Source organism: Xanthomonas hortorum pv. pelargonii (genome assembly GCF_024499015.1).
Lineage (GTDB): Bacteria > Pseudomonadota > Gammaproteobacteria > Xanthomonadales > Xanthomonadaceae > Xanthomonas > Xanthomonas hortorum_B.
This window is the reverse complement of sequence record NZ_CP098604.1, coordinates 3,116,028-3,140,726: the sequence shown is the minus strand read 5'-3', so window position 1 is coordinate 3,140,726 and position 24,699 is coordinate 3,116,028. Positions and strand designations below refer to the sequence as shown.

Here is a 24,699-nt window from a genome sequence, read left to right as displayed (position 1 = left end):
TTCCAAGCGTGCATCGTACCATGCACCAGCCCGCCGTGGAAGCCTGCTAGGCTGCGCGCGTTCGCAAAGGAAACTGCATGTCCGGTCACAGTCAGTTCGCCCTGCTCAGGCAGCGCCGCTTCTTGCCGTTCTTCGCCGTGCAGGCGTTGGGCGCGTTCAACGACAATGTCTATCGGCAGGCCATCATCGGCCTGTTGTTCTACCTGGGCATCGATGCGGCGCAGCGCACGCTGTACACCAATCTGGCGCCGGCATTGTTCATACTGCCGTACTTCCTGTTCTCCGCGCTGGCCGGGCAGATCGCCGAGAAGCTGGAGAAGCAGAAGCTCATCGTGATCACCACCACGATGGAGATCGCGATCATGTCGCTGGCCGCGGTGGGCTTTCTCACCGAGAACATGCCGATCCTGCTGATCGCGCTGTTCTGCACCGGCCTGCAGTCCACGCTGTTCGGGCCGGTGAAATATTCGATCCTGCCCTCGGTGCTCAAACCCGAGGAACTCACCGGCGGCAACGGCCTGGTCGAGATGGGCACCTCGATCTCGATCCTGTGCGGCATGATCTTTGGTGGGCTGATCTTCCAGATCGCCGGCAGCCACGGACCGGAGGCCGCGGCCACCGCGGTCATTGCCATTGCCGTCACCGGCAACCTGGTCGCGCGGCTGGTGCCCAAGGTCGATGCCGGCGCGCCCGAGCTGACCATCAACTGGAACCCCATTCCCGAATCGCGCGCCATCATGCGCCTGACCCGGCGCACGCCGGCAGTGCGCAACGCCGTGCTCGGGGTGTCGTGGTTCTGGTTTGTCGGCACCGTGCTGACCGCGCAGTTGCCGACTTACGCGCAGGTCAATCTTGGCGGGCAGCAGGATCTGTACGTGTTCGCGCTGGCGCTGTTTTCGATCGGCACCGGCGTGGGTTCGTTGCTGTGCGAACGGCTGTCCGGGCGCACCGTGGAAATCGGGTTGGTGCCGCTGGGTGCGTTCGGCATCAGCGCGTTTTTGCTGGATCTTTATTTCGCGCGCCCGGGCGCTGCGCCCGCCAGCAATCTGTCGATCAGCCAGTTTGTGCAGCAGCCCGGCAGCGTGCGTTTGATCGTGGATCTGGTCGGCATTGGCCTGTTCACCGGTTTGTTTGTGGTGCCGTTGTTCGCGCTGATCCAGAGCCGCACGCCCAAGGCCGAACTCTCGCGCGTCATCGCCGGGCTCAATATCCAGAATTCGTTGTTCATCGTCACCGCCGCCATCATCGGCATCGCGCTGCAGTTGCCGCAGCTGGTGCTGTTCGGCGTGCGCATTCCGCTGCCGGGCCTGAGCATTCCGCAGGTGTTTCTGGCGCTGGCGCTGGCCAACACGCTGGTGGCCCTGTGGATCTTCACGCTGGTGCCCGAGTTCCTGATGCGCTTTCTCAGCTGGGTGCTGGTGAGCGCGCTGTATCGGCCGCGTCTGCACGGCATCGAGCGCCATGTGCCGGATGAAGGCGCCGCGCTGCTGGTGTGTAACCACGTCAGCTACATGGACGCACTGATCCTGTCGGCGGTGATTCCGCGCCCGGTGCGCTTTGTCATGTACTACAAGATCTTCCGTATCCCGGTGATGCGCTGGATCTTCCGCACCGCCAAGGCGATTCCGATCGCCGGCGCGCGCGAAGACCCCACGCTGATGCAGCAGGCCTTCGACCGCATCGATGCGGCGCTGGCCGACGGCGAGCTGGTGTGCATCTTCCCCGAGGGCGCATTGACCAAGGATGGCGAGATTGCGCCGTTCAAATCTGGCGTGGAAAAGATCCTTGAGCGCCGCCAGGTGCCGGTGATTCCGATGGCGCTGCGCGGCATGTGGTCGAGCATGTGGAGCCGCCGCGACACCCGTCTGGGCCGCATGCGCGTGCCGCGCAGGATGCGCGCGCATATCGAAGTGGCCGCAGCGGCAGCGGTTCCCGGCAACGAGGCGACCGCCGCGCTGCTCGAACAGCAGGTGCGGGCACTGCGTCAGGATCAGCCATGAGTGCGGCGAGCGCGGGCTTTGCGTCCGTCGCGCGCCGCGAGTAGCCTGTGCGCCATCACACGTTTTGCCGCCGCGCTCGCCTGGCGAACGCGACAGGTCGTCTTGGGGGAAGTCGTCGTGCTCAACATCATCGCGCCTGAGGCATCTGCCGCGATCGGCTGCTGCTGCTCATTGCAGCGGCCGGCGATCGCGCCGGTAGCCATGTGCAGCCGTTGTGTACCCGTGCCTACGACCGTCGCCAGTGCTGCGGCACCCACCCAATAACCCTCCCCACTCACCCATCAGTTCGCAGTCGTTTACCACCCAAGGAGCTTCACCATGAGTGCCATCCCACCGCCGATCCATCCCTCGTCCAGCGCCGCACCCGGCCCGGTCCCCAATCACCTGATCTGGGCGATCGTCTCCACCGTGCTCGGCTTCTGCCTGTGCTGCCCGGCCCTGATCAGCGGCATCGTGGCGATCGTGTTCTCCAGCAAGGTCAACGGCCTGCTCAACCAGGGCGACATCGACGGCGCACGTCGCGCCTCCAACACCGCCAAGACCTGGTGCATCGTGACCAGCGTGCTGGCCGTCATCGGTCTTCTGATCAACATCGGCATGGTCGCTACCGGCGGCATGCAGGGCTACATGGACTACATGCAGCAGTTGCAGCACATGCAGTAATGGAGTTGCGTCCACGCCATTGGCTTGGACTCGGGGCGGCCACCAGCGTGGCCGCCTTCGGCGTGAGCTTGCTGTATCGCTTCGATCCGAACGCGAGCAATAGCCCGTTCCCGCCCTGCGTATTCCGTGCCGTGACCGGCTGCTATTGCCCCGGTTGCGGCATAACCCGCGCGCTGTACGCGCTGGTGCACTTCGATCTGCCCGGCGCCTTCGCAATGAACCCCGCCGCCGTGCTCGGCCTGTTCACCCTGCCCGGCCTGATCGCCTGGAAAGCCGGCTGGCGCGCGCGCTGGTTCGCACCCATCGTGGCAGTGATGTCCGAGCCGAAGTTCTGGTTATGGGCGTTGCCGACGTATTGGGTTGCCAGGAATTTGCCTTGGTACCCGTTTACCTTGCTGGCACCGGGCTAGCAGGTCGCGAACAGCCGCTCAATCGAAATCATGGCTGCGCGCCTACCGCACCCACCCGGCAATCACCAGCAACGCCAGAACCACCATCCATAGCAGCAGCACGCGCCAGACCAGGCTCATCGCATCGCGCACTTCCGGCAGGCGACGCCACACCGGCACCAACCCCGAATCGGTGTAGTCGTGCGCTTCTTCGCGTAGCTCGGCGCTGACGCTGGCACGCGCCACCGCACCGAGAAAATGCGGCTCCAACGACCACCGATTGCCGTGCGCTTGCCGCCAGGCGCGGAACACCGTGTCGAAATTGCCCACCAGCGCCATCGAGACGGTGATCAACTGCGCCACCGGCCACTCCAGCGCTGCCAGCAACCAGCGCGCGCCGGCCAGATTGCGTGGCGGCAGCAGTACCGACAGCGGGCTTTCCACCGCCAATGCCGTGAGCCGATACAGCACAGCCCCGAACGGCCCCAGCAGCAAAAACCACCACAACACTGCGAACCAGCGCCGCAGGCCGTTGACCACCACCGCTTCCACCAACGACGGCGCATCTTCGTGCACGCTGCCGCCGGCTGCCTGCAACTGCGCAATCGCATCGCGACGTGCGCCGGGCTCGTCGGCATCGATCACCGCTTCCACATCGCGATCCAGGTCGCGCGGCCCCCAGGTCCAGGCCAGCACCGCCACACCGAACAGCAAGGCCAAAAACCCGCGCCACACGTCGTCCAGCAGCCATTGCAGCAGCAGGACAACCAGCAAGGCCGGCAAAAGCGCCAGCAGCACGCCATAGCGCCCCTGCCACGCACCGCGCCCGGCCGCATGACTATCCAGCCGGCGCAACCAGTGGGCGAACCATTCAAAACGTCGCAGCCGCACCACGTGAGCAGGCACCAGGTGTCCCAATGCGAGTGCGACGACGACAGCAACCAGGGTGGTGAACATGGGTGGGCCTCCTCAGCCGAGTCTAGCCGAGCCGATGCCAGCGCACCTGATCTGCCCGCGTTGCAATGATCGGCCAGGCTCAACCATGCGTGCGGTGCCAGTGCTCGATCAGCGCGCGCGCGATGGAAATACGTGGCGGCAAGCCGATGCTGCCCTCGCCCGCCAATGCAGCGGTGACCTCGGCATGCGTGACCCAACGCGCGTCTTCCAGCTCGCCGGTCACCTGCGGCACCTCGGTGGCTGCAGCACGCGCGGTAAAACCCAGCATCAACGCACCCGGGAAGGGCCACGGTTGCGCGCCTAGATAACGACAGTCCTGCACCACGACGCGGGTTTCTTCGAAGACTTCACGCGCCACGGTCTGCTCCAGCGATTCGCCGGGTTCGACGAAGCCGGCAATCACCGAATACCGCCCCGGCGCCCAACTTGCCTGCCGCCCCAACAACACGCGCTCGCCATCGCTGACCGCCACGATGATGGCCGGATCCACGCGCGGGTAATGCTCGGTCTGACACTGCGTGCAATGCGCGATGAAGCCGGCACGCCGGAAGGCGATCGCCCCGCCACACACACCGCAAAACCGCGTGCGCGACTGCCAATGCAACATCGCGCGCGCGTAGGCGAAGGCTGTGGCGATGTCGGCCGGCCAATCGGCAGCGGCCTGCCGCAGATCGATGCTTTGCGGCGCCTGCACGCCGCTCTGATCGGCCGGCAAGCAAAACCAGCCGACGTCATCGCGCAGGCCCAGAAAAATCGCCGCCTCCGGCCCGTCGCCGAGCGCCGCGCCCTCCATCAGCAAGGGCTGGCCCTGCGCGTCGGCGAGCGCAGCGCCCTTGGCATCGAGCAACAAGACGCGGCCCTGCGGCCACAGACGCGCCAAGGCATCGGGATCGTCACGCAACAGATCGCCACGATCGAGCGGCGCGTGGGTGAAGGCACATTCGGAGGTTGAAAAGAGAGACTCGGACATCGGCGCAAGCCTGCCGATAATCGGCGACACCCGCAACCATGTTGCGTGCAAGTTGCGGGCTCTCAACGGCGCCTGTTCAGACGCGCAATCACCTAAGACGCGCGATCAAACGCTGAAGCTGCTACCGCACCCGCAGGTGGTCTTGGCGTTGGGATTGCGGATCACGAACTGCGCACCGGTCAGGCTTTCGGTGTAGTCCACTTCGGCACCCATCAGGTATTGCAGGCTCAGCGGGTCGACCAACAGCGTCACCCCATCGGTGGCCACGGACAGGTCGTCTTCGGCACGGTTCTCATCGAACTCGAAGCCGTACTGGAAGCCGGAACAGCCACCGCCCTGGATGTACACACGCAACGCCAGCTCGGCATTGCCTTCTTCCTGGATCAGCTCGCGCACCTTGGCGGCGGCGGCCACGGAAAAGTTCAGTGGCCGGTCGATGGACTGATAGTCCGGTGCCGGGGCGGCGGTGGGAAGCGAAACGAGCGTGCTCATGGCGTCAGCATGGGGGCCAGACGGCCCCACTTCAAGCGGTGGCTGCCGAACCCCGTGCCGCGCTTCAGCCGCACACAAGGCATTCAGGCGTCGGCGGTTTCGGCTTGCAGGGTTTTGACAGGCTCGGCGCGGCTGGCGTCCGGCGCCGGCAACGCAGCGGTTGCGCCTGCACTGGCGGCGTGGATCAACCGTCCGGTGAGCTGCGCACCGGCGCTCATCTCCACCACCTGGTAATGCACATTGCCCTCCACGCGCGCGTTGGCGGCCAGTTCGACCCGCTCGGCGGCATGCACATCGCCGGTCAGCTGGCCGTTGATGATCACCACCGGCGCGCGCACTTCACCCTCGATGCTGCCCTGCTCGGCCACCGTCAGGATGGCGCTGGCGCCGTCTTCGGCAATGACCTTGCCCAGGATGCGGCCTTCCACATACAGCCCGCCGCTGAACATCAGGTCGCCGCGAATGATCACTTGCGGCCCGATCAAGGTGTCGACCACGGTCTGCGCACCACGGTTGGACTTGTTTCCGAACATAGAGCTACTCCCCCGCGCCATTGCCGGCGACTTTCCAGTCGAATGTCTGATTGACCGGCGCCCCATCGCCGCTCAGGGAGATTTTGACACGTTGCGGAGTGAAATCCTTCGGCAGGATCACGCTGCCGTCCAATTGCTGGAAATAGCGGAACGAGTACGGCTGTCCGGCGGCGTCGGGTTTCTGGTGCAGCTCGTTCCAGCTCACCGTCACCAGCTTGCCGGCGCGCACGCCTTCCACCGCAAAGCGCAGCTGCCCCTGGCTGATCGCACCGCGGTTGAGGTTCTGGGTCAGCACCACGCTGTAATTCCAGGTGCCGCCGGCCTCGGCGGTGAACTGCACCGAATGCGCGTTGAGCCCCTTGCGCTGCGCGGTGGAGCCCACCAGCCGCTCGTAGAACGCCACATCGGCGCGTAGTGCGGCGATCTGTTCGTCGCGCTCTGCCAGCGAGGCCTGCACCTCGGTATTGGCGGCGCGGCTGATCTTGTCGGACATCGCCAGATTGACCTGGCGCTGCTGTAGTTGCTCGATCAGCCGTCGTTGCTGGGCCTGGCTACGCTGCGCCTGCTGCAACGCCGCCTCGGCCTCGACCAGACGCGGCGCGGCTGTGCGGCTGGCCATCCACCACACCCCGCCCAGCGATGCCAGCCACACCAGGACGATCACCAACCACAGCCAGCGGCCGCTGGAACGGCCACCACCCGAGTCACGTTGGACGATCTGAACGCGTGCGGCTGGTCGCATGGGCATCGGGTCCGGACAGGCCGGCGCAGTCATGGGCGGCGTAGTGTGCCAGAGCGCCACCGACCGTCGTGCTGGCGCTGGACCGGCGGTTATCCCAAAGTTCTGCGATAGTTCTGCAATTGTTTGCAGAGACTGACGACGCCATGAGCGAAGCCCACCTGTTCGTGATCGGCATCCTGCTGGCCTGGCTGGCAGGCATCCGTGTCTATCTCACCGTGTTCGGCGTCGGCCTGGCCGGCCTGCTCGGCTGGATCGAACTGCCGCCTGCCCTGCATCCGGCACAATCCTGGTGGGTGCTGGGCACCTCGGGCGCACTGGCCGTGGCCGAATTCTTTGCCGACAAGATCCCCGGCGTGGATTCGGGCTGGGACCTGCTGCAGACGCTGGCCCGCGTGCCGGCCGGTGCGTTTCTGGCTGCAGCCACGCTCTCGCCCGATGGCGATTTGGGCACGGGCGCACTGGCGGCCGGCGCCGGCGTGGCGCTGACCAGCCACACGCTCAAAGCCGGTACCCGCGCCTTGCTCAACACCTCGCCGGAGCCGGCCAGCAACTGGATCGCATCGCTCACCGAAGACGCCGTCGCCACCACCGCACTGGCGCTGGCACTGGCGCATCCGTGGCTGGCACTGAGTGTTGCAGTGGGCTCCAGCGTGCTGGCCGCGCTGGTGGTGTGGTGGGTATGGCGCCTGCTGTGGCGGGGCATGCGTCGGCTGGTCGCACCCATGCGGCCGGTCACCACGTCGGCTGCACGCCGCTCCCCGCTATCGTGAAGTTCATCGCATAATCAGCGCGACTGTAGGGAGTATCGATGGCCGCCCGAGATCCGGTTCCTTCCACCCGTGACGACACCGCCACGCGCAATCGTCTGCTGCGCGCAGAGACGCCGCCGGCCGACTATTGGCGCCGTTGGCTCGACGAGACGGCTGCTTCCGACAGCGCTGCGCCGGTGAGTGCGGCAATCATTCCCGCACCTGCGGGCGTGGCCGCGCCCGGCCCAGCCGCGCCGATAGCTCAAGCGCAAACGGTGACCCCGATCAGCGCTGCGCGCGCCACGCCGGCAGCCCCGCCATCGGCCCCACAGGCGGCAACGCGCGAAGGCGACGGCAGCGTAGCGGCCGATGCGCCGTATCGCGTGCTAATCGTCGAAGACGACCGCTCGCAAGCCTTGTTCGCACAAAGCGTGTTGCACGGCGCCGGCATGCATGCGCAGGTGGAAATGACCGCCGCCAGCGTGCCGCAGGCGATCCAGGACTACCACCCGGATCTGATCCTGATGGATCTGCACATGCCCGAGCTGGACGGCATCCGCCTGACCACCTTGATCCGCCAACAACCCGGCCAGCAGTTGCTGCCGATCGTGTTCCTGACCGGCGACCCGGATCCGGAGCGCCAGTTCGAAGTGCTCGACAGCGGCGCCGACGATTTCCTGACCAAGCCGATCCGCCCGCGCCACCTGATCGCCGCGGTGTCCAATCGCATTCGCCGCGCGCGCCAACAGGCGCTGCAACAGACCGGCGAACAGGTCAGCGTGCGCAGCAATCCGGAAACCGGCTTGCCGACGCGCAACCATGTGATGGGACTGCTCGCCGAGGCGCTGGCGCGCAAGCAGTCCGGCGGCTTGTTCTTTATCGAAATCGCCAGTGCGCTCGGTCTGCGTGAGCGCTACGGTTATGCCGCCTACGAGCGCCTGATGACCCAGGCCGGCCATCGCTTGGCCAGCGCTGCGCACCCGTATCCACTGGCGCGTTTGAACGACAACAGCTTCCTGCTGCTGGGCGTGGACATGCCCGAAAACAGTCTGGAACAGCACGCGCTGGAGATCCGCCAGCGGCTGTCCGCCAATGCCTTCTCGGTGCGCGAAGAAGAATCCGTGCACGTGCGCTGCGCCATTGGCGTCGCACCGCTGGGACTTGGCTTCGACGACACCGGCAGTGCGCTGGAAGCAGTCGAACGCACCGCCTTGCAGGCACGCCTGCGCAGCGACGGCGTGCAGGTCTATCTGGCCCCCAGCCAGGCCGAGCAACAGGAGCAACTGCGCCTGGTCGAAGGCCAGCTCGAACTGGCCTATCAGCCCATCGTGGCGGTGGCCGGTGGCGACACCGCGCAGTACCAGGTGCTGCTGCGGCTGCGCCAGGCCGATGGAACGCTACTGTCGGCCGGCCAGGTGATTCCCGCCGCCGAAGCCGCCGGACGCATCGCCGATCTGGACCAGCAGGTCATGGATCACGCGCTCGGCCTGCTGCATCTGTACCAGCATGCCCATCCGCCGCTGCGCCTGTTCGTCTCGCAATCCCCGCGCACACTGGCGCGCGATGCCTTCGCCGACTGGCTGCTCGCGGCGCTGGTCGAACGCGGCGTGGCCGGGCAATCGCTGATCGTGGATCTGCGCCTGGACGATGCCTTGATCCACGCGGTCACCGTGCAGCAGTTCTGCGCCAAGCTGATGCCGGCTGGCGTGCAGTTCTGCCTCAGCCAGTTCGAGCCCGGCGACGAAGCCAACGCGCTGTTGAGCCAATTGCCGCTGAGTTTCGTGCGCATGGCCAACCGCTTTGCCGACGCCCACGGCAATGCCACAGTGCGCGATCAACTGCGCAGCGTGATCGATATCGCCCATCAGCGCGGTTTGCTGATCATCGGCCAGCGCATCGAAGATCCGCAGGCGGCCGCAGCGATGTGGATGAGCGGCGTGGACTTCATCCAGGGCAACCTGGTGCAGACGGTCGGCAAGGAACTGGACTTCGACTTCACGAACGCGGTGCTGTGAAGTGACAGCGCGGGCAGGAGGCCTTCGCGCCTGGAGCAGCCTGGCCACGCTGGCCGCCCTTGCCGCAGCGCTGGGGGCAGGCCTGCAGTGGTCTGCCATCGATGGTCCATGGCTGGCGTTGACGGCAACATCTGCAGCGCTCGCGGTGGTATTGGGCGTGTGCGCTGCCATCGCCGCGTATCGCAGTGCACACGCGCAGCATGCGTTGGCACAACGCCTGGAAGAAGCCGAGGTCGCCCGCGAGCGCCTGCAGCAGGAGCTGCAACGCCAGGGCGAACTCGAGCAGGAACTGCTGCGCGCCAAACAGGCCGCCGAGGCCGCCACGCTGGCCAAGGGCGAATTCCTGGCCACCATGAGCCATGAGATCCGCACCCCGCTCAACGGCATCATTCCGATGCTGGAACTGATCTCCAGCGGCCAGCTCAGCCTGGATCAGCGCGACATGCTGCAGACCGCCACCGGCAGTTCGCTGCAGCTGCTGCGCATCGTTGACGACATCCTCGACTACTCCAAACTCGAAGCCAACAAGCTCGAACTGGAGATCACCACCTTCAACCTGCGCGAACTGCTCGACGGCGTCGTGCAGCTGTTGCAGCGCACCGCCGAAGGCCGCCAGTTGCGCATCGGTCTGGAGATCGAGCCATCGGTGCGCCTGCTGGTGCGCGGCGACCCGATCCGCCTGCGCCAGGTGCTGGGCAACCTGATCGGAAACGCAATCAAATTCACCGAACGTGGCAGCGTGGATATCCAGCTGCGTCGTCTTGGCGAAACCCGCGCTCAGCATCTGCTGCGCTTCCAGATCCGCGACACCGGGATCGGCATTGCGCAGGACCAGCAGGCACGTCTGTTCCGCTCATTCGCTCAGGCCGACGCCTCCACCACCCGCCTGTACGGCGGCACCGGGCTGGGGCTGGCGATCTGCAAGCGCATCATCGACCTGATGGGCGGCCGCATCGGGGTGGAATCCGAGCCCGGGCGCGGCGCCACCTTCTGGTTCGAGATCCCGCTGCTCAAGGTCATCGGTGACCTGCAACAGAACACTGGCGCCGACGCCGCACGCGTCATGGTGATCAGTTCCGACACGCGCCTGTCGCAGCGCCTCAAGCGCCTGCTCGACAGCTGGGGCGTGTCGAGTGTGCTGATGGAAACCACCCAGGAAGCGCTGGAGCGCGTGCGCCGCCACAGCGACACCGAAGGCTTCCGCTGCGTCATCGCCGACCACGACACGCTGCGCTACAGCGCCCGCGCCGTGCATCGCGCATTGGCCCACCCGGAAGACCTCGGCGGCTCGCGCCTGATCTGGCTCTACGGCGACGAACCGGTGCCTTCGGAACTGCAGGACCACGCCACCCTGGTGCCGCGCCAGAGTCCGGACGAGACGCTGCGCTCGCTGGTGCTGCCGCCCGATCCAACGCCGGCCCAATCACTCACGCTGGCCTCGGCGATGATCCCCGAGCCGTTGGCGCCCCCATTGGCCAACGCACGCGAGGTGCGCATCCTGCTGGTGGAAGACAACCCGGTAAACCTGCTGGTCGCGCAGAAGCTGCTGGCCGTGCTCGGCTTCGACGCCGACACCGCCACCGATGGCGAAGCCGCGCTGAGCAGCATGGAATCCACCCGCTACGACATGGTCTTCATGGATTGCCAGATGCCGGTACTGGACGGCTATGCCGCCACCCGGCGCTGGCGCGCGATGGAAACCGAAAGTGGCGGCCGCCCGATCCCGATCGTGGCGATGACTGCCAACGCCATGGCCGGCGATCGGGAACGCTGCCTGGCCGCCGGCATGGATGACTACCTGTCCAAGCCGGTCGCACGCGAGCAACTGGATGCCTGCCTGCAGCGCTGGCTGCCACGCCAGCCTGCGCTGCCCGGTCCGACCAGTGGTGGCGCAGCCAGTGTGGAGTCCGAAAGCGCCAGCAACGCCGCTCAGGCGCGTGCGCTGCCGATCTTGGACAACAGCGTCATCGACGAGCTGTACGAGGTGGCGGGCGCAGACACCATCACCATCCTGCAGCTGTTCCTGGAAGATGCGCCGGGCATCATCGAACAGCTCGAAACCGCAGCAGCCAATCGCGACAGCATGCAGCTGCGCGACTTGGCTCACACGCTCAAGTCGTCCAGCGCCAACGTCGGCGCCCAGGCGGTCTCCAACGCAGCACGCCGCATCGAACTGGCCGCACGCACCGGCACCGTCGAACGCCCCTCGGTGATGGTGGCGCTGGTCATCGCCGAATACGCCCGCGCCCGCCTGGCACTACTCGGCCAGGTCGCCCGCCTGCAAGCCAAGACCCACGCCGCCAGCTGAGCGATCAGGAGCCTGTGCCGAGTCATACCAGGTAGCCAACAAAACGCGCCGCCCAAGAACAACCCCACAGCTCCCTCAGCAGACCTCAATCATCCAGCTTGGTCAGCAAATAATTCGGCTCACCAATCCGCGCCACCAGGTCCAGCTGCGTCTCCAGCCAGTCGATGTGCTCTTCTTCCGACTCCAGGATGTCCACCAGCAGCTGACGGCTCACGTAGTCGTTGACGGTCTCCGCATACGCCACCGCCTCGCGCAGCACAGCCACCGCTTCGCGCTCCAGCGCCAGATCGCAACGGAACATCTCGGTCGGGTTCTCACCGATACGCAGCTTGCCCAGCGCCTGAAAATTGGGAAGCCCTTCGAGAAACAGGATGCGGTCGGATAGCTTGTCCGCATGCTTCATTTCGTCGATGGATTCCTTGTACTCATGCTCGGCCAGTTCTTTCAGGCCCCAGTTCTTCAGCATCTTGGCGTGCAAGAAGTACTGGTTGATCGCAGTGAGTTCGTTGTAGAGCACCTTGTTGAGGTACTCGATGACTTTGGTATCGCCCTTCATGCGATGTCTCCGAGACAGTGAGCCGGCCGCACTCTAACGCGTTGGCGCGACGCATGAAGGAACGCGAATCGTGATCAGTTGCGGGACGCGTGAGTCGACCGCTGTGTGGAGCGCCGTACTGCCCTTAGCCTGGGCCGACCCCGCGCTCGATCTCGAAGGAAAACCGTCGACCGCGCAATCCTGGAGAGATGTTCGAGAGACGCTGGTCGAATCTACCGGCCGTCACAGCGCGCGACGTTGCACGCCTCAGGCTGCGCTCGCCAGCCCCAGCATGGGCAACGGCAGCGCGCGGGTCGCGTGCGCCTGGCTCAGCAGGTCGCTGGCCATCTCCAGGCACGAACCGCAGTTGGAACCACAGCCGGTGCGCATGGTCAGCTCGGCCAGGCTGGCGCAACCACTCTGGGCCGCTTCGCGGATCTGGTGGTCGGTGACCCCATTACAGATGCAGACGTACACGGTATCGGTCGGGTGCTGGCGATCCGGAGAGGACCGGGACTGATTGCACCGCAAACGAGAATAGGTGTCAATTCCAAACGTTAATCATTATTAATCCGCACCGTGCGAGCCCCGCTGCGCTTACGCGGACGCTTGCGTGGGCTATCGTGCCCCGCTGCGCTGCTGCCTGGCAACCACGCCTCCAGCGCACGCTCGGGCATCACCCCGACAGCGGCCGGCCCCGCCAGGTTCTGCGCCAGTGGCGCCAGATGGCGCAGCGCACGCGCGTAGACGCCGCGCTTGAACATCACCACATGCTCGACCGGATACCAGAAATCCACCCAGCGCCAGTGGTCGAACTCCGGGGTATCGGTATGGTCGAGCTTGAGGTGGGATTCTTCGCCAGTGAATTGCAGCAGGAACCAGACCTGCTTCTGGCCGATGCATACCTGGCGCTCGTTGCGGCGCACCGCCCGGCTTGGCAGGCGATAGCGTAGCCATCCAGGGGTGGCGCCGAGCACGGACACATGCTCGGGCAACAACCCGGTTTCTTCGCGCAACTCGCGGTACATGGCTTCGACGGGTGTCTCATCGGTATTCATGCCGCCTTGCGGGAACTGCCAGCCGTCCCTGCGCACACGTCGTGCCCAGAACACCTGACCGTCTTGCCGCATCAGCACGATGCCAACGTTTGGCCGGAAGCCGTCCGGATCGATCACGATGCGGACTCCTGAAAATCTACTGTCACCGACTCTGCCACGGCGACGGCCAGCTCACAAGCTGAAAACGAAATGCTTGACAACACACGGGCACGTAGTGAGAATTGCCGGCTCCCTAGGCTATGTAGCTCAGCCGGTTAGAGCACAGCACTCATAATGCTGGGGTCGGTGGTTCGAGTCCACCCATAGCCACCAAGGTATTCATGCGCACACGGGCATGCGATAATCTTGGACCAACACGTTTTATTGCCCCGTCGCCAAGCGGTAAGGCACCTGACTCTGACTCAGGCATCGGTGGTTCGAATCCATCCGGGGCAGCCAAACACAAAAGGTCCGATCGAAAGATCGGGCCTTTTTTGTTGCCTGATGACTTTCAGGCAAGCGAAATTTACACACCCCAAAACGACAAAAGCCCGGCGTGGCCGGGCTTTTGAAGCAGGCGTCCCGGCGAACCGGGACGCAGCAAACGCGATGGATCAGCGCTTGGAGAACTGGGTAGCGCGACGGGCCTTGTGCAGACCGACCTTCTTACGCTCGACTTCGCGGGCGTCACGGGTCATGAAGCCAGCCTTGCGCAGCTCGGACTTCAGGGTTTCGTCGTATTCGACCAGCGCACGGGCGATGCCCAGACGGATCGCACCGGCCTGGCCGGTGGTGCCGCCGCCGGAGGCGGTGACCAGGATGTCGAAGCTTTCGGTGTTCTTGGTCAGCTCAAGCGGCTGACGCACGATCATGCGCGCAGTTTCGCGACCGAAGAACTTGTCCAACGGCAGGCCGTTGACCGAGATGTTGCCGGTACCCTTGCGCAGGAACACGCGAGCGGTGGAGGACTTGCGGCGACCGGTGCCGTAGTTTTGCGTGATAGCCATGATTAGATATCCAGAACTTGCGGCTGCTGAGCGGCGTGCGGATGCTCGGCACCCGAATAGACCTTGAGCTTGCGGTACATGGTGCGGCCCAGGGGACCCTTCGGCAGCATGCCCTTGACGGCGATTTCGATCACGCGCTCCGGGTGGCGCTGCAGCGCCTGCTCCAGGCTCTCGGTCTTCAAGTTACCGATGTAGCCGGTGAAGCGGTGATACTTCTTGTCTTTCAGCTTGTTGCCCGTGACCACGATCTTTTCGGCATTGATCACCACGAGGTAATCGCCAGTATCGACGTGAGGGGTATAGATCGGCTTGTGCTTACCGCGCAGGCGGCTAGCCAGTTCGGTGCAGAGACGGCCAAGCGTCTTGCCGGCGGCGTCAACGAGATACCAGTCGCGCTGGACGGTCTCGGACTTGGCGGTGAACGTAGTCATGAGGAAGCTCTTGAGTAGTCGGGCGGATTGCAGCGGTAATGACCGCTGGAACTTTGCCACGCGTTGTGAAGGCGAAACAGAAGAGGCGGGATTGTACGGGACGCCCCGTGGTGGCGCAAGTCGCCCCACCGGCCGGTGCTGGACGGTTGGCAGCACACCGGCCGGGGGCCAGAATCGCCGGATGACCCAGACCTCTTCATTCCGACTGCATAGCCCGCTCGACCGGCTCCTGGTCGAAGGCCAGCGCGCGCTGGACACGGTGTTCGGCAACCCGCCCGCCGAGCGACCCAATCCAGCCGCCGACACACCTGACATCGCGCTTGAACCAGACCAACGCCGGCATGCCGCCGGGCTGATGCGCATCAACCATGTCGGCGAGGTCTGCGCCCAAGGCCTGTACTTCGGCCAGGCGGCGGTCGCCCGCGATGCCCACACCCAGCAACACTTACTGGAAGCGGCGCAGGAAGAAACCGACCACCTGGCCTGGTGCGCCGACCGTCTGCACGAACTGGACAGCCGCCCCAGCCTGTTCAACCCGCTCTGGTACGCCGGCAGCTACGCCCTCGGCGCACTGGCCGGATTGCGCGGCGACGACTGGAGCCTGGGCTTCGTGGTCGAGACCGAGCGCCAGGTCGAAGCCCATCTGGACGAGCACCTGGAGACCCTGCCTGCGATCGACCAGCGCAGTCGCGCCATCCTGCGCGTGATGAAGATCGACGAAGCACGCCACGCCGATCAGGCCGAACAGGCCGGCGCCCGCATCCTGCCGCCGCCGATTCCCAGCGCCATGGCACTGGCCTCCAAGCTCATGAAGACCATCGCCTACCGCTTTTAGGCGGTTCGTTTTAGGCGAGCTTCAAGCCAATCACACCGGCAACGATCAGGCCGATGCACGCCAGTCGCGACCACGACGCGCTATCGCCGAACAACGCGATGCCAGCGATGGTGACGCCGACTGCGCCAATGCCGGTCCAGATCGCGTAACCGGTTCCCACCGGGATGGTCTTCAGTGCCTGCGTCAACAACCACAGGCTGATGGCTGCCAGGCCGACCGTCAGCACGGTCGGCCACAGGCGCGTAAAACCGTCGCTGTACTTCAGGCCCATGGCAAAGCCGATTTCGAACAGGCCGGCCAACAACAGATAGATCCAGGGCATCGCATCACTCCTCACTAGAAAAAAAAGCGACCCAGTGTTTGCACACTGGGCCGCCGTCGGCTGTGGAACGCGAGGTCATCGCGTGGCGGGCCGTCCCGCCTTGCATCTTGCGCGCGCTTGCAAACAAGCACGCAACAGGTCGAATCCTGCGCTTATTCGCTCAGGTTACGCCCGTGGAACAGCTCTTCGATCTCACGCTTCAACAGCGTTTCGATCTTCATGCGCTCCTTGAACGAGAGGTTCTTGGCGCGCTCTTCGAACAGGTACTGATCGAGATCGAAATCCTTCAGGTGCATCTTCGTGTGGAAGATATTTTCCTGATAGACATTGACGTCGAACATCTCGTAACGCGACTTCACGTTCTTGGCCATGAAGTGCTGGATCGAGTTGATCTTGTGGTCGATGTAGTGCTTCTTGCCCTTCACATCGCGGGTGAAGCCACGGACACGGTAGTCCATGATCACGATGTCCGATTCCAGACTCTCGATCAGGTAGTTCAGCGCCTTCAACGGCGAGATCACACCGCACGTGGCGACGTCGATATCGGCGCGGAATGTCGCGATGCCTTCCTGCGGATGCGTCTCGGGATATGTATGGACAGTGATATGACTCTTGTCCATATGAGCAACCACGGCTTCAGGAATCAACTCCTTGCCGGCCTGCTTTTTGTCGATGACGGGCTCTTCCGAGATGAGGATCGTCACCGACGCGCCCTGCGGATCGTAGTCCTGACGTGCGATATTGAGGATGTTGGCGCCAATGATCTCGGCCACGTCGGTCAGGATCTGCGTCAGACGGTCCGCGTCGTATTGCTCATCGATGTACTCGATGTAGCGCTGACGCTCCTCTTCGGTACGCGCATAACAGACGTCGTAGATGTTGAAGCTCAACGCCTTGGTGAGGTTGTTGAACCCCTGTAGCCTCAGGCGAGGCAACGGCTTGACCACGTCGGTCTGTCCTTATGGAAGGCGGGAAAGGAGTCAATTATGAGCCAAAGATCCCAGCAACGAAATGCCGACGTTGAGAATGGTTTACCTTGCATGACTCATGCCGTTAAGCTTCAGGAATTACACGCGGAACTACCATGAACCCAGGAAACACGACGGTTGTCACCACGACGGTACGTAACGCTACCCCTTATCTGGCACTGGACGCTGGCACGATTGAGCGTTTTCTGGCGCACAGCCACCGCAGGCGCTATCCGACCCGGACCGATGTGTTCCGGCCAGGAGACCCGGCCGGCACCCTCTATTACGTTGTCAGCGGCTCGGTCAGCATCATCGCCGAGGAAGATGACGATCGTGAGTTGGTGCTGGGTTACTTCGGCAGTGGCGAGTTCGTCGGCGAGATGGGGTTGTTCATCGAATCCGATACGCGCGAGGTGATCTTGCGCACCCGCACCCAATGCGAACTGGCGGAAATCAGCTACGAGCGGCTGCAGCAACTGTTCCAGACCAGTCTGTCACCCGATGCGCCCCGCATCCTGTACGCGATTGGCGTTCAGCTCTCCAAGCGATTGCTCGATACCACAAGGAAAGCCAGTCGCCTGGCGTTCCTGGACGTGACCGATCGCATCGTGCGTACGCTGCACGATCTGTCCAAAGAGCCTGAAGCGATGAGCCATCCGCAAGGCACCCAGCTGCGCGTTTCACGGCAGGAGTTGGCACGCCTGGTGGGTTGCTCGCGCGAAATGGCCGGGCGCGTGCTCAAGAAACTGCAAGCCGATGGTCTGTTGCATGCACGCGGCAAGACCGTCGTGCTGTACGGCACGCGCTAAGCGGTTGTGGTCGCGGTTGATGCAACATCGCACCGACCGCCGTTTGAGCCGCATGTCGCAAGACATGCGGACTGATGCAGTCAGGCGCTTTCCGCTATCGATTGCCGGGCGTGTGCTGCGCATCGCCGGCCATTCCCCTGCAGCCGACTGCGTACATTGCACCCGCTCCTTCAGCGGGCTCAGGCCCATCACTTACTGATCGGTACTTGAGCATCAGCTCGCCAATGCGCTTACCGGGATTGCGCTCACTGGGCGAAGCACTTTTCTTGTCTGGACTGCGCAACTGCGCACCTGACTACGCACTGACCGCACGCGCTGCCTGAGGCGCATATGTCTCTGACAACAGGCGCTACAGCGCCTTGCCACCGCGGTCGCGGCAGCCCCAGTTGAGGATCGGTGTGCCTGCGGGCAGCACCTGGCGGAACAGTGCTTCGCGATTGGCTTTGGGGTTGACCACCACCGGTGCGCGCGCGGCCTTCAACAACGGCAGATCGGCCGTGCTGTCCGAATAGGCGATGGCGATGTCGGCATAGCCGCGCTCGCGCAGCATGCGCATCTTTTCTTCGTTGTGGCAGTGGCGCCGCGCGGTGACCGCACCCAGGCGTGGGCCGACCAGGCTGCCGATCACCGGCACGTCCTGATGCGCGACGAAGCCGAGAATCGCACGTGCCAGTTCCGGCGGTGCGCCGGTGGCGACCACGACCCGATCGCCTGCGGCGCGATGGTCGGTGAAGACCTTCAACGCATGCGGCAGCAAGCGCTGCCGGATCTGCGCTTCATGCTTGAGCACGTACGCATCAATGAAGCGATTGAATTCGCGCGTGCGATGCAGGCCGAAGGTGGCGATCCACACATAGCCGGAGACACCGCGCCTGCGGGTCGGCAGCATCGCCACCATCGGGCCGAGAATTGGCGAAGCCAACAACGCCACCAGCAGACGCAACGGGTTGCGCTTGATCAGCCAGGCAAACAGATGGCTGCCGGAATCGCCATCGTACAGCGTGTGGTCGAAATCGAAGACCACCAGCGGGGCGTCGTCGCGCGGTACGGGATACGACTCAGTCATGCGCAAAGAATAGCTGACGCAGCGACTCGCCGGGTTCGGGCGCGCGCATGAAGGTCTCGCCGACCAGAAACGCGTTCACATCGTGGCTGCGCATCAACTGCACATCGGCCGGAGTGACGATGCCGCTCTCGGTGACCAGGATGCGATCGCGCGGCACGGCGGCGCGCATGTCCAGCGTGGTCTGCAGCGAGACCTCGAAGGTGCGCAGGTTGCGGTTGTTGATGCCCACCAGCGGCACCGGCACCTGCACGGCGCGCTCGAGCTCGTCGATGTCGTGCACTTCTACCAGCACGTCCAGACCGAGTTGCATGGCCAGGCCGGACAGATCGGCCAGCTGCGCGTCTTCCAGCGCCGAGACGATCAGCAGGATGCAGTCGGCACCGAGCACGCGCGCTTCGTAGACCTGATAGGGGTCGACAGTGAAATCCTTGCGCAGCACCGGCAGCGTGCAGGCCTCGCGCGCCTGTTGAAGATACGCATCGGCGCCCTGGAAGAAATCCACATCGGTGAGTACCGACAGGCAACTGGCGCCGCCGAACTCGTAACTGACGGCGATATCGGCCGGATGAAAGTCGGGCCGGATCACGCCTTTGGACGGGCTGGCCTTCTTGACTTCGGCGATCACAGCCGGCTCGCCGGCGGCGATGCTGGCCTGCATGGCGGCAGCAAAGCCGCGTGTGAGCGGCAGGTCGGCGCTGCGGGCGATCAGCTCGGCCAGCGGCACGCGTGCACTGCGCTCGGCGATTTCTTCGGCCTTGCGGGCAAGGATGGTGTTGAGGATATCGCTCATCGTATCGGGTCCTGGCGGGCGTGCATTATCGGTCAACACGGCCGCAACTGAGCTGGCCGCACGCCAGTGCACAGCATGCCAGCGGCACCGTGACGATGCCGGCCAGTGGTTGCCGCTTTATCGGGGCAGGCCACATCGGCGTGCCGACATCGCAGACGTGCGGAGTGCGGACACTGCATGGATCAGGACTGCGTAGCAGCCTGACGGGTGAAGGCGACATAGGCATCCAGTTTGGCGCGCGCCGAACCATCGGCCAGCACCGCACGCGCACGCACCACGCCGGCGGCGATGCTGTCGGTGACACCGGCCACATACAAGGCCGCACCGGCGTTGAGCGCCACGATATCCAGCGCCGGGCCGGGCACGTTGTCCAGCACCTGCAGCAGCATCGTGCGCGATTGCGCAGCATCGGCCACCTTGAGGTTGCGGCTGGCCGACATGGCGATGCCGAAATCTTCCGGATGCACTTCGTACTCGCGTACCTGGCCATCGCGTAGCTCGCCGACCAAGGTGCCGGCACCGAGCGAGAGTTCATCCATGCCATCGCGGCCCCACACCACCAGCGCGCGCTCGGCGCCGAGCTCCTGCAGCACGCGCGCCTGGATGCCGACCAGATCCGGATGGAACACGCCCATCAGGATGTTGGGCGAGCCCGCCGGGTTGGTGAGCGGGCCGAGAATGTTGAAGATGGTGCGCACGCCCATCTCGCGACGTACCGGCGCCACCATCTTCATGGCCGGGTGATGCACCGGCGCGTACATGAAGCCGATGCCGGTCTGCGCCAGCGAGGCGGCGACCTGCTCGGGCTGCAGCTCGATCACTGCGCCCAATGCTTCCAGCGCGTCGGCACTGCCGGACTTTGACGAGACGCTGCGGTTGCCGTGCTTGGCGACCTTGGCACCACCGGCGGCAGCCACGAACATCGCGCAGGTGGAGATGTTGAAGGTGTGCGAGCCATCGCCGCCGGTGCCGACGATGTCGACCATGTGCTGGCGGTCGCTCACTTCCACGCGGCGCGAGAACTCGCGCATCACCGTAGCCGCACCGGCGATCTCGCCGATGGTCTCTTTCTTGACCCGCAGCCCGGTGAGGATGGCGGCGACCATCATGTCGGAGACCTCGCCGCGCATGATCTGCCGCATCAACTCGACCATTTCGTCATGGAAGATTTCGCGGTGTTCGATGGTGCGTTGCAGCGCTTCTTGCGGCGTGATGGGCATGGACGAAAGGACCGTGGAAAAACGTGGGAGAACTACGAGAGGACTGTGGATCGATCAGGCGTGGAGAGACATGCCAGCGTCGATGCAATGCCATGCAGCGACGTTGCAGGCGACGCTCATTGACCGGGACGCCGCATGCGGAAACGCGCCTGGGCCTGCACTTCGAAATAATCGGCGGCACCGCCGGCGCGCAGGATCGTCTGCACTGCAGCAGGATCGTAGATGCCGTCCTGCAGCGCCGCGTGCGCCAGATGCACACCCACCACTTCACCCAGGACCAGCCAGGTTTCGATGGCCTGCCCGCTTGCGCTCTGCAGCGGCAGCAACTGGCTGAGCCGACATTCGAAACTCACCGGGCTTGCCGCCACACGCGGCGCATCAATCAGGCGCGAAGCTGCCATCTGCAAGCCGGCCAGTGCGAACTCGTCCACCTCCGAGGGCACCATCGCCGCGCTGGCATTCATGGCCTCGGCCAACGGACGCGTGGCCAGGTTCCAGGTGAATTCGCCGGTGGCTTCGATGTTGCGCAGGCTGTCCTTGCGGCCGATGCTGGCAAAGCCGACGATCGGCGGCACGTAGTTGAAGGCGTTGAAGAAGCTGTAAGGCGCCAGATTGGCGATGCCCTCGGCGCTGCGCGACCCGATCCAGCCGATCGGCCGTGGGCCGACGATGGCGTTGAACGGATCGTGCGGCAGCCCGTGGCCCTGGCTTGGTTCGTAGAAGTGGACGTTGTCGCTAGCGGTGCTCATCGTGATCCGGATGCAGACGTTGAAGAAACGAAACGGCGAACCATCTCTGCCATGCAGGACAGATGATTGCGGGCATCGCACGCATGGGCAGCTGGTGCATCGACGTTGCTGAAGACTGCATCGACAACTGCCGTATAGACGCGGGCGACGTGCGCAGTGCGCATTTCGGTCAGCGCTCCAGGAAGTTTTTCAGCAAGGTATGACCGTGCTGGGTCAGGATCGATTCGGGATGGAACTGCACGCCTTCGACCGGAAACTGGCGATGGCGCAGGCCCATGATCTCTTCCACCGAGCCATCCGGATTCTCGGTCCAGGCGGTGACTTCCAGCGCTTCGGGCAAGGTGGTCTTGTCCACCACCAGCGAGTGATAGCGCGTGGCTTCGTAGCTGTCCGGCAGGCCGGCGAACACGCCCTTGCCCTGGTGGCGGATCGGCGAGGTCTTGCCATGCATGATGTTGCCGGCGCGGATCACATCGCCGCCATAGACCTGACCGATGCTCTGGTGGCCCAGACAGACGCCCAGGATCGGCGTGGTCTGGCCCAGCTGCTCGATCAGCTGCAGCGAGACACCGGCCTCGTTGGGCGTGCGCGGACCGGGCGAGATCACGATGCGCTCCGGCTTGAGCGCGGCGATCTGATCGACGCTCATCGCATCGTTGCGCACCACCGTGACCTCCGCGCCCAGGGCCTGCAGGTACTGCACGAGGTTGTAGGTGAAGCTGTCGTAGTTATCGAGCATCAGTAACATTTTCAGGCCTATCTTCTTGTTTTTAAACGGGACATCGCCCGAAACCGTCCATTGATACCCGCCCTGACACCCTCGAACCTGTGTGGTACCCAAGCGACTGGGGAGCGAGCAACACCAAAGCATATCTTCGCACGGGCTTGCTGCTGCGTTCCCGGGCGATTTGCTTCCCCCGCTCATAGGTGAGTTCCCGCCATGCGCCCAGCGCGGCAGGCAGTCGGCCTTGATACGCCGACGCAGACCATATCGTCACTCAAGCGCCGTCTGACGCCCGCTTCCCAATGCACCGCCCTGCTTCGTGAAACCAGCACGTCGCAGGGCGGCGCTGGGGCGACACAAGGTGTCAGGCCACCAATGCGAGCGCTGGTTTTCCATGGATGCTGCGTGAGCTGCTCTCAACACTCTCCACCAATGCGGTTGCTTGATCTTCGAGTGCACGGGCGGACGATGCCATGGTGTCAACCAGCACTGAATTCTGCTGCGTCGCTGCGTCCATCTGGGCAATGGTTTGATTGATCTGCTCGATCCCGGCACTTTGCTCGTGGCTGGCCGCCGCGATCTCACCCATGATGTCGTTGACTTGCTTTACCGACGCCAGCAGCTCCTCCATGGCTTTGCCCGCCACGTTGACCTGCTCCGCCCCCTGCCCCACCTTCGCGCCGGAATCGGCGATCAGATCGCGAATTTCCTTTGCGGCCGTGGTGCAGCGCTGAGCGAGGCTGCGCACTTCGGAGGCCACCACCGCAAACCCACGCCCCTGTTCTCCCGCACGCGCCGCTTCCACGGCTGCATTCAAGGCGAGGATATTGGTCTGGAACGCGATGCCGTCGATGACGGTGATGATTTCCCCAATCTTCCGCGACGATGTCTGGATCGCTGACATCGTGCTGACGACACCATTGACCAATTGCCCACCACGCAGGGCCGTCTCTGCGGCGCTACTGGCAAGCGCATTGGCCTGGCGCGCGCCGTCAGCATTCTTGCGCACGATGCTGGTCATTTCTTCCATGGAGCTTGCGGTCTCCTCGAGCGCGGCTGCCTGCTGCTCGGTGCGCCGCGACAGGTCATCGTTGCTGCGCACGATGTCTCCTGCCGCGTTGCTGAGTGTGTTTGCCACTTCGCCCAGCTGACGTCCGGCCTCCACATCCATCAACGCGCCCACCCCGCGCAGCGGGGTGCCGTCTGCTGCACGTTTGGTCAGGCCGCGCGCCCGGAACCACCGATACTGGCCGTTCTTGAGCTGCAGGCGGTACTCGATATCGAAGTTGGTGCGGCCACTGCGGTCGTTCAAATGCGCCGCGAAGGCGTTCAACGACCGCGTCTTGTCTTCCGGATGAAGCCGCGACGCCCAGCTGTCCAATACATTGGGAAATTCTTGCTCGGACTCAAAGCCCAGCAAGTGGCGGAACTGCTGTGACCACCAGAACTCGTTGCTGGGATTGATCGGGTCACCGGCGATGACACTCATGTCCCACAAGCCATCGCTCAGCATCTGCGAGCCGAGCTCAAAGCGCGTCAGTGTGATGTCGAGAAACTGCTCTCGGTCACGGCGCTCGGTGATGTCGGTGAGCGCACCCGCCACCCGAAGCGGCAAGCTTTGCGCGTCGCGCTCGGTGGTGCCGAATGCACGGAACCAGCGGTATTGGCCCGACTTCAGACGCAGGCGGTTCTCGACGTCATAGGGGGTCCGGCCACTGCTGTCCGCAAGATGCGCCGCGAAGGCGTCCAGCGTCGGCTGCTTGTCATCCGGGTGCAGGCAGGCAACCCAGCTGTCCAGCACATTCGGAAACTCCTGCTCGGAGGAGAAGCCCAAAAGAGCACGCATCTGGGGCGACCACCACACCGGGCTGTCAGGATGCGTGGGGTCTCCATTGATGACGCCGATATCCCAAAGGCCGTCTGTGGTGCTGTTGGCAACCAGTTCAAAGCGTCCTTCCAGTTGACGCAGTGCAGCCGCCGCATCAGCCGCCTGGACTTTCGCCAGGTCACGCTCCTGTTGGGCGGCACACAAGCGCTCTGCCATCTTCTTGAGAAGCAGGGCGGGACCGTTGCTCGGCCACTGCGCGGGGCCACCCTGCAACGTGGCTTCAATCGCCTTGGTCAACGCCTCGACCTTGTGACCGTCGGAGAAAAACATGGCGACCTCTGCCGTTTGGTTAGGAACTGGCGCTAACGGCAGTGATCGGCATTTCTTGAGGCCAGAATTAGGTAAGGGCGATGCGGCTGCCGTGCCGTTCAGGTAACAACCAACTTCCGTGTAGCGCGTCGCTGTCACGGCATCAGCGAAAGATTGCGTGGGCCGTTCCATGGAGAAGCCTTACCCACGAGATACAACGTCCGTCTTGGCCGTGGAATGCGTTGAAGCAA

At 64.2% G+C, this 24,699-nt stretch carries 26 protein-coding genes and 2 tRNA genes; 10 read left to right on the top strand and 18 right to left on the bottom strand.

The annotated features are described in order from the left end of the window. Nucleotides 1-77 precede the first annotated feature (77 nt). From NDY25_RS13760 to NDY25_RS13750, 3 genes are all read left to right on the top strand, one after another. Nucleotides 78-2,000: an MFS transporter gene (locus NDY25_RS13760; RefSeq protein WP_168958083.1), complete on the top strand. Its 1,923-nt coding sequence runs from the start codon at nucleotides 78-80 to the stop codon at nucleotides 1,998-2,000. Nucleotides 2,001-2,318: 318 nt separating this feature from the next. Next, nucleotides 2,319-2,663 (top strand): CD225/dispanin family protein, encoded by a 345-nt coding sequence (locus tag NDY25_RS13755; RefSeq protein ID WP_006450995.1) that lies wholly within the window; start codon nucleotides 2,319-2,321, stop codon nucleotides 2,661-2,663. Continuing rightward, the gene (locus tag NDY25_RS13750) at nucleotides 2,663-3,073 is read left to right on the top strand and encodes a DUF2752 domain-containing protein (RefSeq protein WP_168958084.1); all 411 of its coding nucleotides are present in this window, start codon (nucleotides 2,663-2,665) and stop codon (nucleotides 3,071-3,073) included. Before NDY25_RS13755 ends, NDY25_RS13750 begins: the two co-directional genes overlap by 1 nt. 42 nt (nucleotides 3,074-3,115) lie before the next feature. On the opposite strand, the gene NDY25_RS13745 is transcribed toward NDY25_RS13750, so the two are convergent. The 5 genes from NDY25_RS13745 to NDY25_RS13725 form a co-directional block, all read right to left on the bottom strand. Continuing rightward, on the bottom strand, nucleotides 3,116-4,009 hold the full coding sequence (locus NDY25_RS13745; protein ID WP_006450997.1) for a membrane protein: 894 nt from the start codon (nucleotides 4,007-4,009) through the stop codon (nucleotides 3,116-3,118). Nucleotides 4,010-4,088: 79 nt separating this feature from the next. Next, nucleotides 4,089-4,979 carry an NAD(+) diphosphatase gene (gene nudC, locus NDY25_RS13740; protein WP_168958085.1) on the bottom strand — a complete coding sequence of 297 codons (891 nt, stop codon included), beginning with the start codon at nucleotides 4,977-4,979 and terminating at the stop codon, nucleotides 4,089-4,091. Between the two features lie 105 nt (nucleotides 4,980-5,084). Further along, the gene (erpA, locus tag NDY25_RS13735) at nucleotides 5,085-5,471 is read right to left on the bottom strand and encodes an iron-sulfur cluster insertion protein ErpA (RefSeq protein WP_006451000.1); all 387 of its coding nucleotides are present in this window, start codon (nucleotides 5,469-5,471) and stop codon (nucleotides 5,085-5,087) included. A gap of 83 nt (nucleotides 5,472-5,554) precedes the next feature. Further along, nucleotides 5,555-6,004, bottom strand: a complete 450-nt coding sequence (locus NDY25_RS13730) for a bactofilin family protein (protein ID WP_104549716.1) — start codon at nucleotides 6,002-6,004, stop codon at nucleotides 5,555-5,557. A gap of 4 nt (nucleotides 6,005-6,008) precedes the next feature. Beyond that, the gene (locus tag NDY25_RS13725) at nucleotides 6,009-6,746 is read right to left on the bottom strand and encodes a DUF6776 family protein (RefSeq protein ID WP_168958086.1); all 738 of its coding nucleotides are present in this window, start codon (nucleotides 6,744-6,746) and stop codon (nucleotides 6,009-6,011) included. 143 nt (nucleotides 6,747-6,889) lie between these two features. On the opposite strand from NDY25_RS13725, the gene NDY25_RS13720 reads away from it, so the two are divergent. From NDY25_RS13720 to NDY25_RS13710, 3 genes are read left to right on the top strand one after another with little or no spacing between them, the layout of a single operon-like run. Further along, nucleotides 6,890-7,516, top strand: a complete 627-nt coding sequence (locus NDY25_RS13720) for a DUF4126 domain-containing protein (protein ID WP_168958087.1) — start codon at nucleotides 6,890-6,892, stop codon at nucleotides 7,514-7,516. A 38-nt stretch (nucleotides 7,517-7,554) separates the two neighbouring features. Next, complete coding sequence (locus NDY25_RS13715; RefSeq protein ID WP_168958088.1) at nucleotides 7,555-9,510, top strand: EAL domain-containing protein; 1,956 nt, start codon at nucleotides 7,555-7,557, stop codon at nucleotides 9,508-9,510. A 40-nt stretch (nucleotides 9,511-9,550) separates the two neighbouring features. Then, on the top strand, nucleotides 9,551-11,818 hold the full coding sequence (locus NDY25_RS13710; protein WP_256627995.1) for an ATP-binding protein: 2,268 nt from the start codon (nucleotides 9,551-9,553) through the stop codon (nucleotides 11,816-11,818). An 85-nt stretch (nucleotides 11,819-11,903) separates the two neighbouring features. On the opposite strand, the gene bfr is transcribed toward NDY25_RS13710, so the two are convergent. The 3 genes from bfr to NDY25_RS13695 form a co-directional block, all read right to left on the bottom strand. Further along, nucleotides 11,904-12,374 carry a bacterioferritin gene (gene bfr, locus NDY25_RS13705; RefSeq protein ID WP_005990707.1) on the bottom strand — a complete coding sequence of 157 codons (471 nt, stop codon included), beginning with the start codon at nucleotides 12,372-12,374 and terminating at the stop codon, nucleotides 11,904-11,906. Between the two features lie 246 nt (nucleotides 12,375-12,620). Next, on the bottom strand, nucleotides 12,621-12,830 hold the full coding sequence (locus tag NDY25_RS13700; RefSeq protein ID WP_006451006.1) for a (2Fe-2S)-binding protein: 210 nt from the start codon (nucleotides 12,828-12,830) through the stop codon (nucleotides 12,621-12,623). Nucleotides 12,831-12,910: 80 nt separating this feature from the next. Further along, the gene (locus tag NDY25_RS13695) at nucleotides 12,911-13,528 is read right to left on the bottom strand and encodes an RNA pyrophosphohydrolase (RefSeq protein WP_006451007.1); all 618 of its coding nucleotides are present in this window, start codon (nucleotides 13,526-13,528) and stop codon (nucleotides 12,911-12,913) included. Between the two features lie 118 nt (nucleotides 13,529-13,646). On the opposite strand from NDY25_RS13695, the gene NDY25_RS13690 reads away from it, so the two are divergent. Both NDY25_RS13690 and NDY25_RS13685 read left to right on the top strand, forming a co-directional pair. Continuing rightward, nucleotides 13,647-13,723: transfer RNA gene (locus NDY25_RS13690), tRNA-Met, on the top strand. Between the two features lie 52 nt (nucleotides 13,724-13,775). Further along, nucleotides 13,776-13,849 (top strand) — tRNA-Gln (locus tag NDY25_RS13685). 155 nt (nucleotides 13,850-14,004) lie between these two features. On the opposite strand, the gene rpsI is transcribed toward NDY25_RS13685, so the two are convergent. Next, the gene (gene rpsI / locus NDY25_RS13680) at nucleotides 14,005-14,397 is read right to left on the bottom strand and encodes a 30S ribosomal protein S9 (RefSeq protein WP_006451008.1); all 393 of its coding nucleotides are present in this window, start codon (nucleotides 14,395-14,397) and stop codon (nucleotides 14,005-14,007) included. Nucleotides 14,398-14,399: 2 nt separating this feature from the next. Next, complete coding sequence (rplM, locus tag NDY25_RS13675; RefSeq protein WP_006451009.1) at nucleotides 14,400-14,828, bottom strand: 50S ribosomal protein L13; 429 nt, start codon at nucleotides 14,826-14,828, stop codon at nucleotides 14,400-14,402. Between the two features lie 181 nt (nucleotides 14,829-15,009). Here rplM and coq7 point away from each other — a divergent pair, with 181 nt between their 5' ends. Continuing rightward, the gene (gene coq7 / locus NDY25_RS13670; RefSeq protein WP_168958090.1) at nucleotides 15,010-15,663 is read left to right on the top strand and encodes a 2-polyprenyl-3-methyl-6-methoxy-1,4-benzoquinone monooxygenase; all 654 of its coding nucleotides are present in this window, start codon (nucleotides 15,010-15,012) and stop codon (nucleotides 15,661-15,663) included. A gap of 10 nt (nucleotides 15,664-15,673) precedes the next feature. Here coq7 and NDY25_RS13665 read toward each other — a convergent pair whose 3' ends face one another. Both NDY25_RS13665 and speD read right to left on the bottom strand, forming a co-directional pair. After that, nucleotides 15,674-15,985, bottom strand: a complete 312-nt coding sequence (locus NDY25_RS13665) for a DMT family transporter (RefSeq protein ID WP_168958091.1) — start codon at nucleotides 15,983-15,985, stop codon at nucleotides 15,674-15,676. A gap of 152 nt (nucleotides 15,986-16,137) precedes the next feature. Then, on the bottom strand, nucleotides 16,138-16,932 hold the full coding sequence (gene speD / locus NDY25_RS13660; protein ID WP_006451012.1) for an adenosylmethionine decarboxylase: 795 nt from the start codon (nucleotides 16,930-16,932) through the stop codon (nucleotides 16,138-16,140). A 137-nt stretch (nucleotides 16,933-17,069) separates the two neighbouring features. On the opposite strand from speD, the gene crp reads away from it, so the two are divergent. Then, complete coding sequence (gene crp / locus NDY25_RS13655) at nucleotides 17,070-17,762, top strand: cAMP-activated global transcriptional regulator CRP (protein WP_023902393.1); 693 nt, start codon at nucleotides 17,070-17,072, stop codon at nucleotides 17,760-17,762. Between the two features lie 349 nt (nucleotides 17,763-18,111). Here crp and NDY25_RS13650 read toward each other — a convergent pair whose 3' ends face one another. From NDY25_RS13650 to NDY25_RS13625, 6 genes are all read right to left on the bottom strand, one after another. Further along, nucleotides 18,112-18,828, bottom strand: coding sequence for a haloacid dehalogenase-like hydrolase (locus NDY25_RS13650; protein WP_168958092.1), 717 nt, complete (start codon nucleotides 18,826-18,828; stop codon nucleotides 18,112-18,114). Beyond that, entirely contained in the window at nucleotides 18,821-19,618 is a 798-nt protein-coding gene (trpC, locus tag NDY25_RS13645) for an indole-3-glycerol phosphate synthase TrpC (protein WP_168958093.1), read from the bottom strand. Before trpC ends, NDY25_RS13650 begins: the two co-directional genes overlap by 8 nt. A 182-nt stretch (nucleotides 19,619-19,800) precedes the next feature. Continuing rightward, complete coding sequence (gene trpD / locus NDY25_RS13640; protein WP_168958094.1) at nucleotides 19,801-20,838, bottom strand: anthranilate phosphoribosyltransferase; 1,038 nt, start codon at nucleotides 20,836-20,838, stop codon at nucleotides 19,801-19,803. A gap of 116 nt (nucleotides 20,839-20,954) precedes the next feature. After that, entirely contained in the window at nucleotides 20,955-21,587 is a 633-nt protein-coding gene (locus NDY25_RS13635; RefSeq protein ID WP_168958095.1) for a flavin reductase family protein, read from the bottom strand. A 169-nt stretch (nucleotides 21,588-21,756) separates the two neighbouring features. Further along, nucleotides 21,757-22,335, bottom strand: coding sequence for an anthranilate synthase component II (locus tag NDY25_RS13630; protein WP_074058404.1), 579 nt, complete (start codon nucleotides 22,333-22,335; stop codon nucleotides 21,757-21,759). A 340-nt stretch (nucleotides 22,336-22,675) separates the two neighbouring features. After that, on the bottom strand, nucleotides 22,676-24,469 hold the full coding sequence (locus tag NDY25_RS13625; protein WP_168958096.1) for a methyl-accepting chemotaxis protein: 1,794 nt from the start codon (nucleotides 24,467-24,469) through the stop codon (nucleotides 22,676-22,678). Between the last annotated feature and the right edge of the window lie 230 nt (nucleotides 24,470-24,699).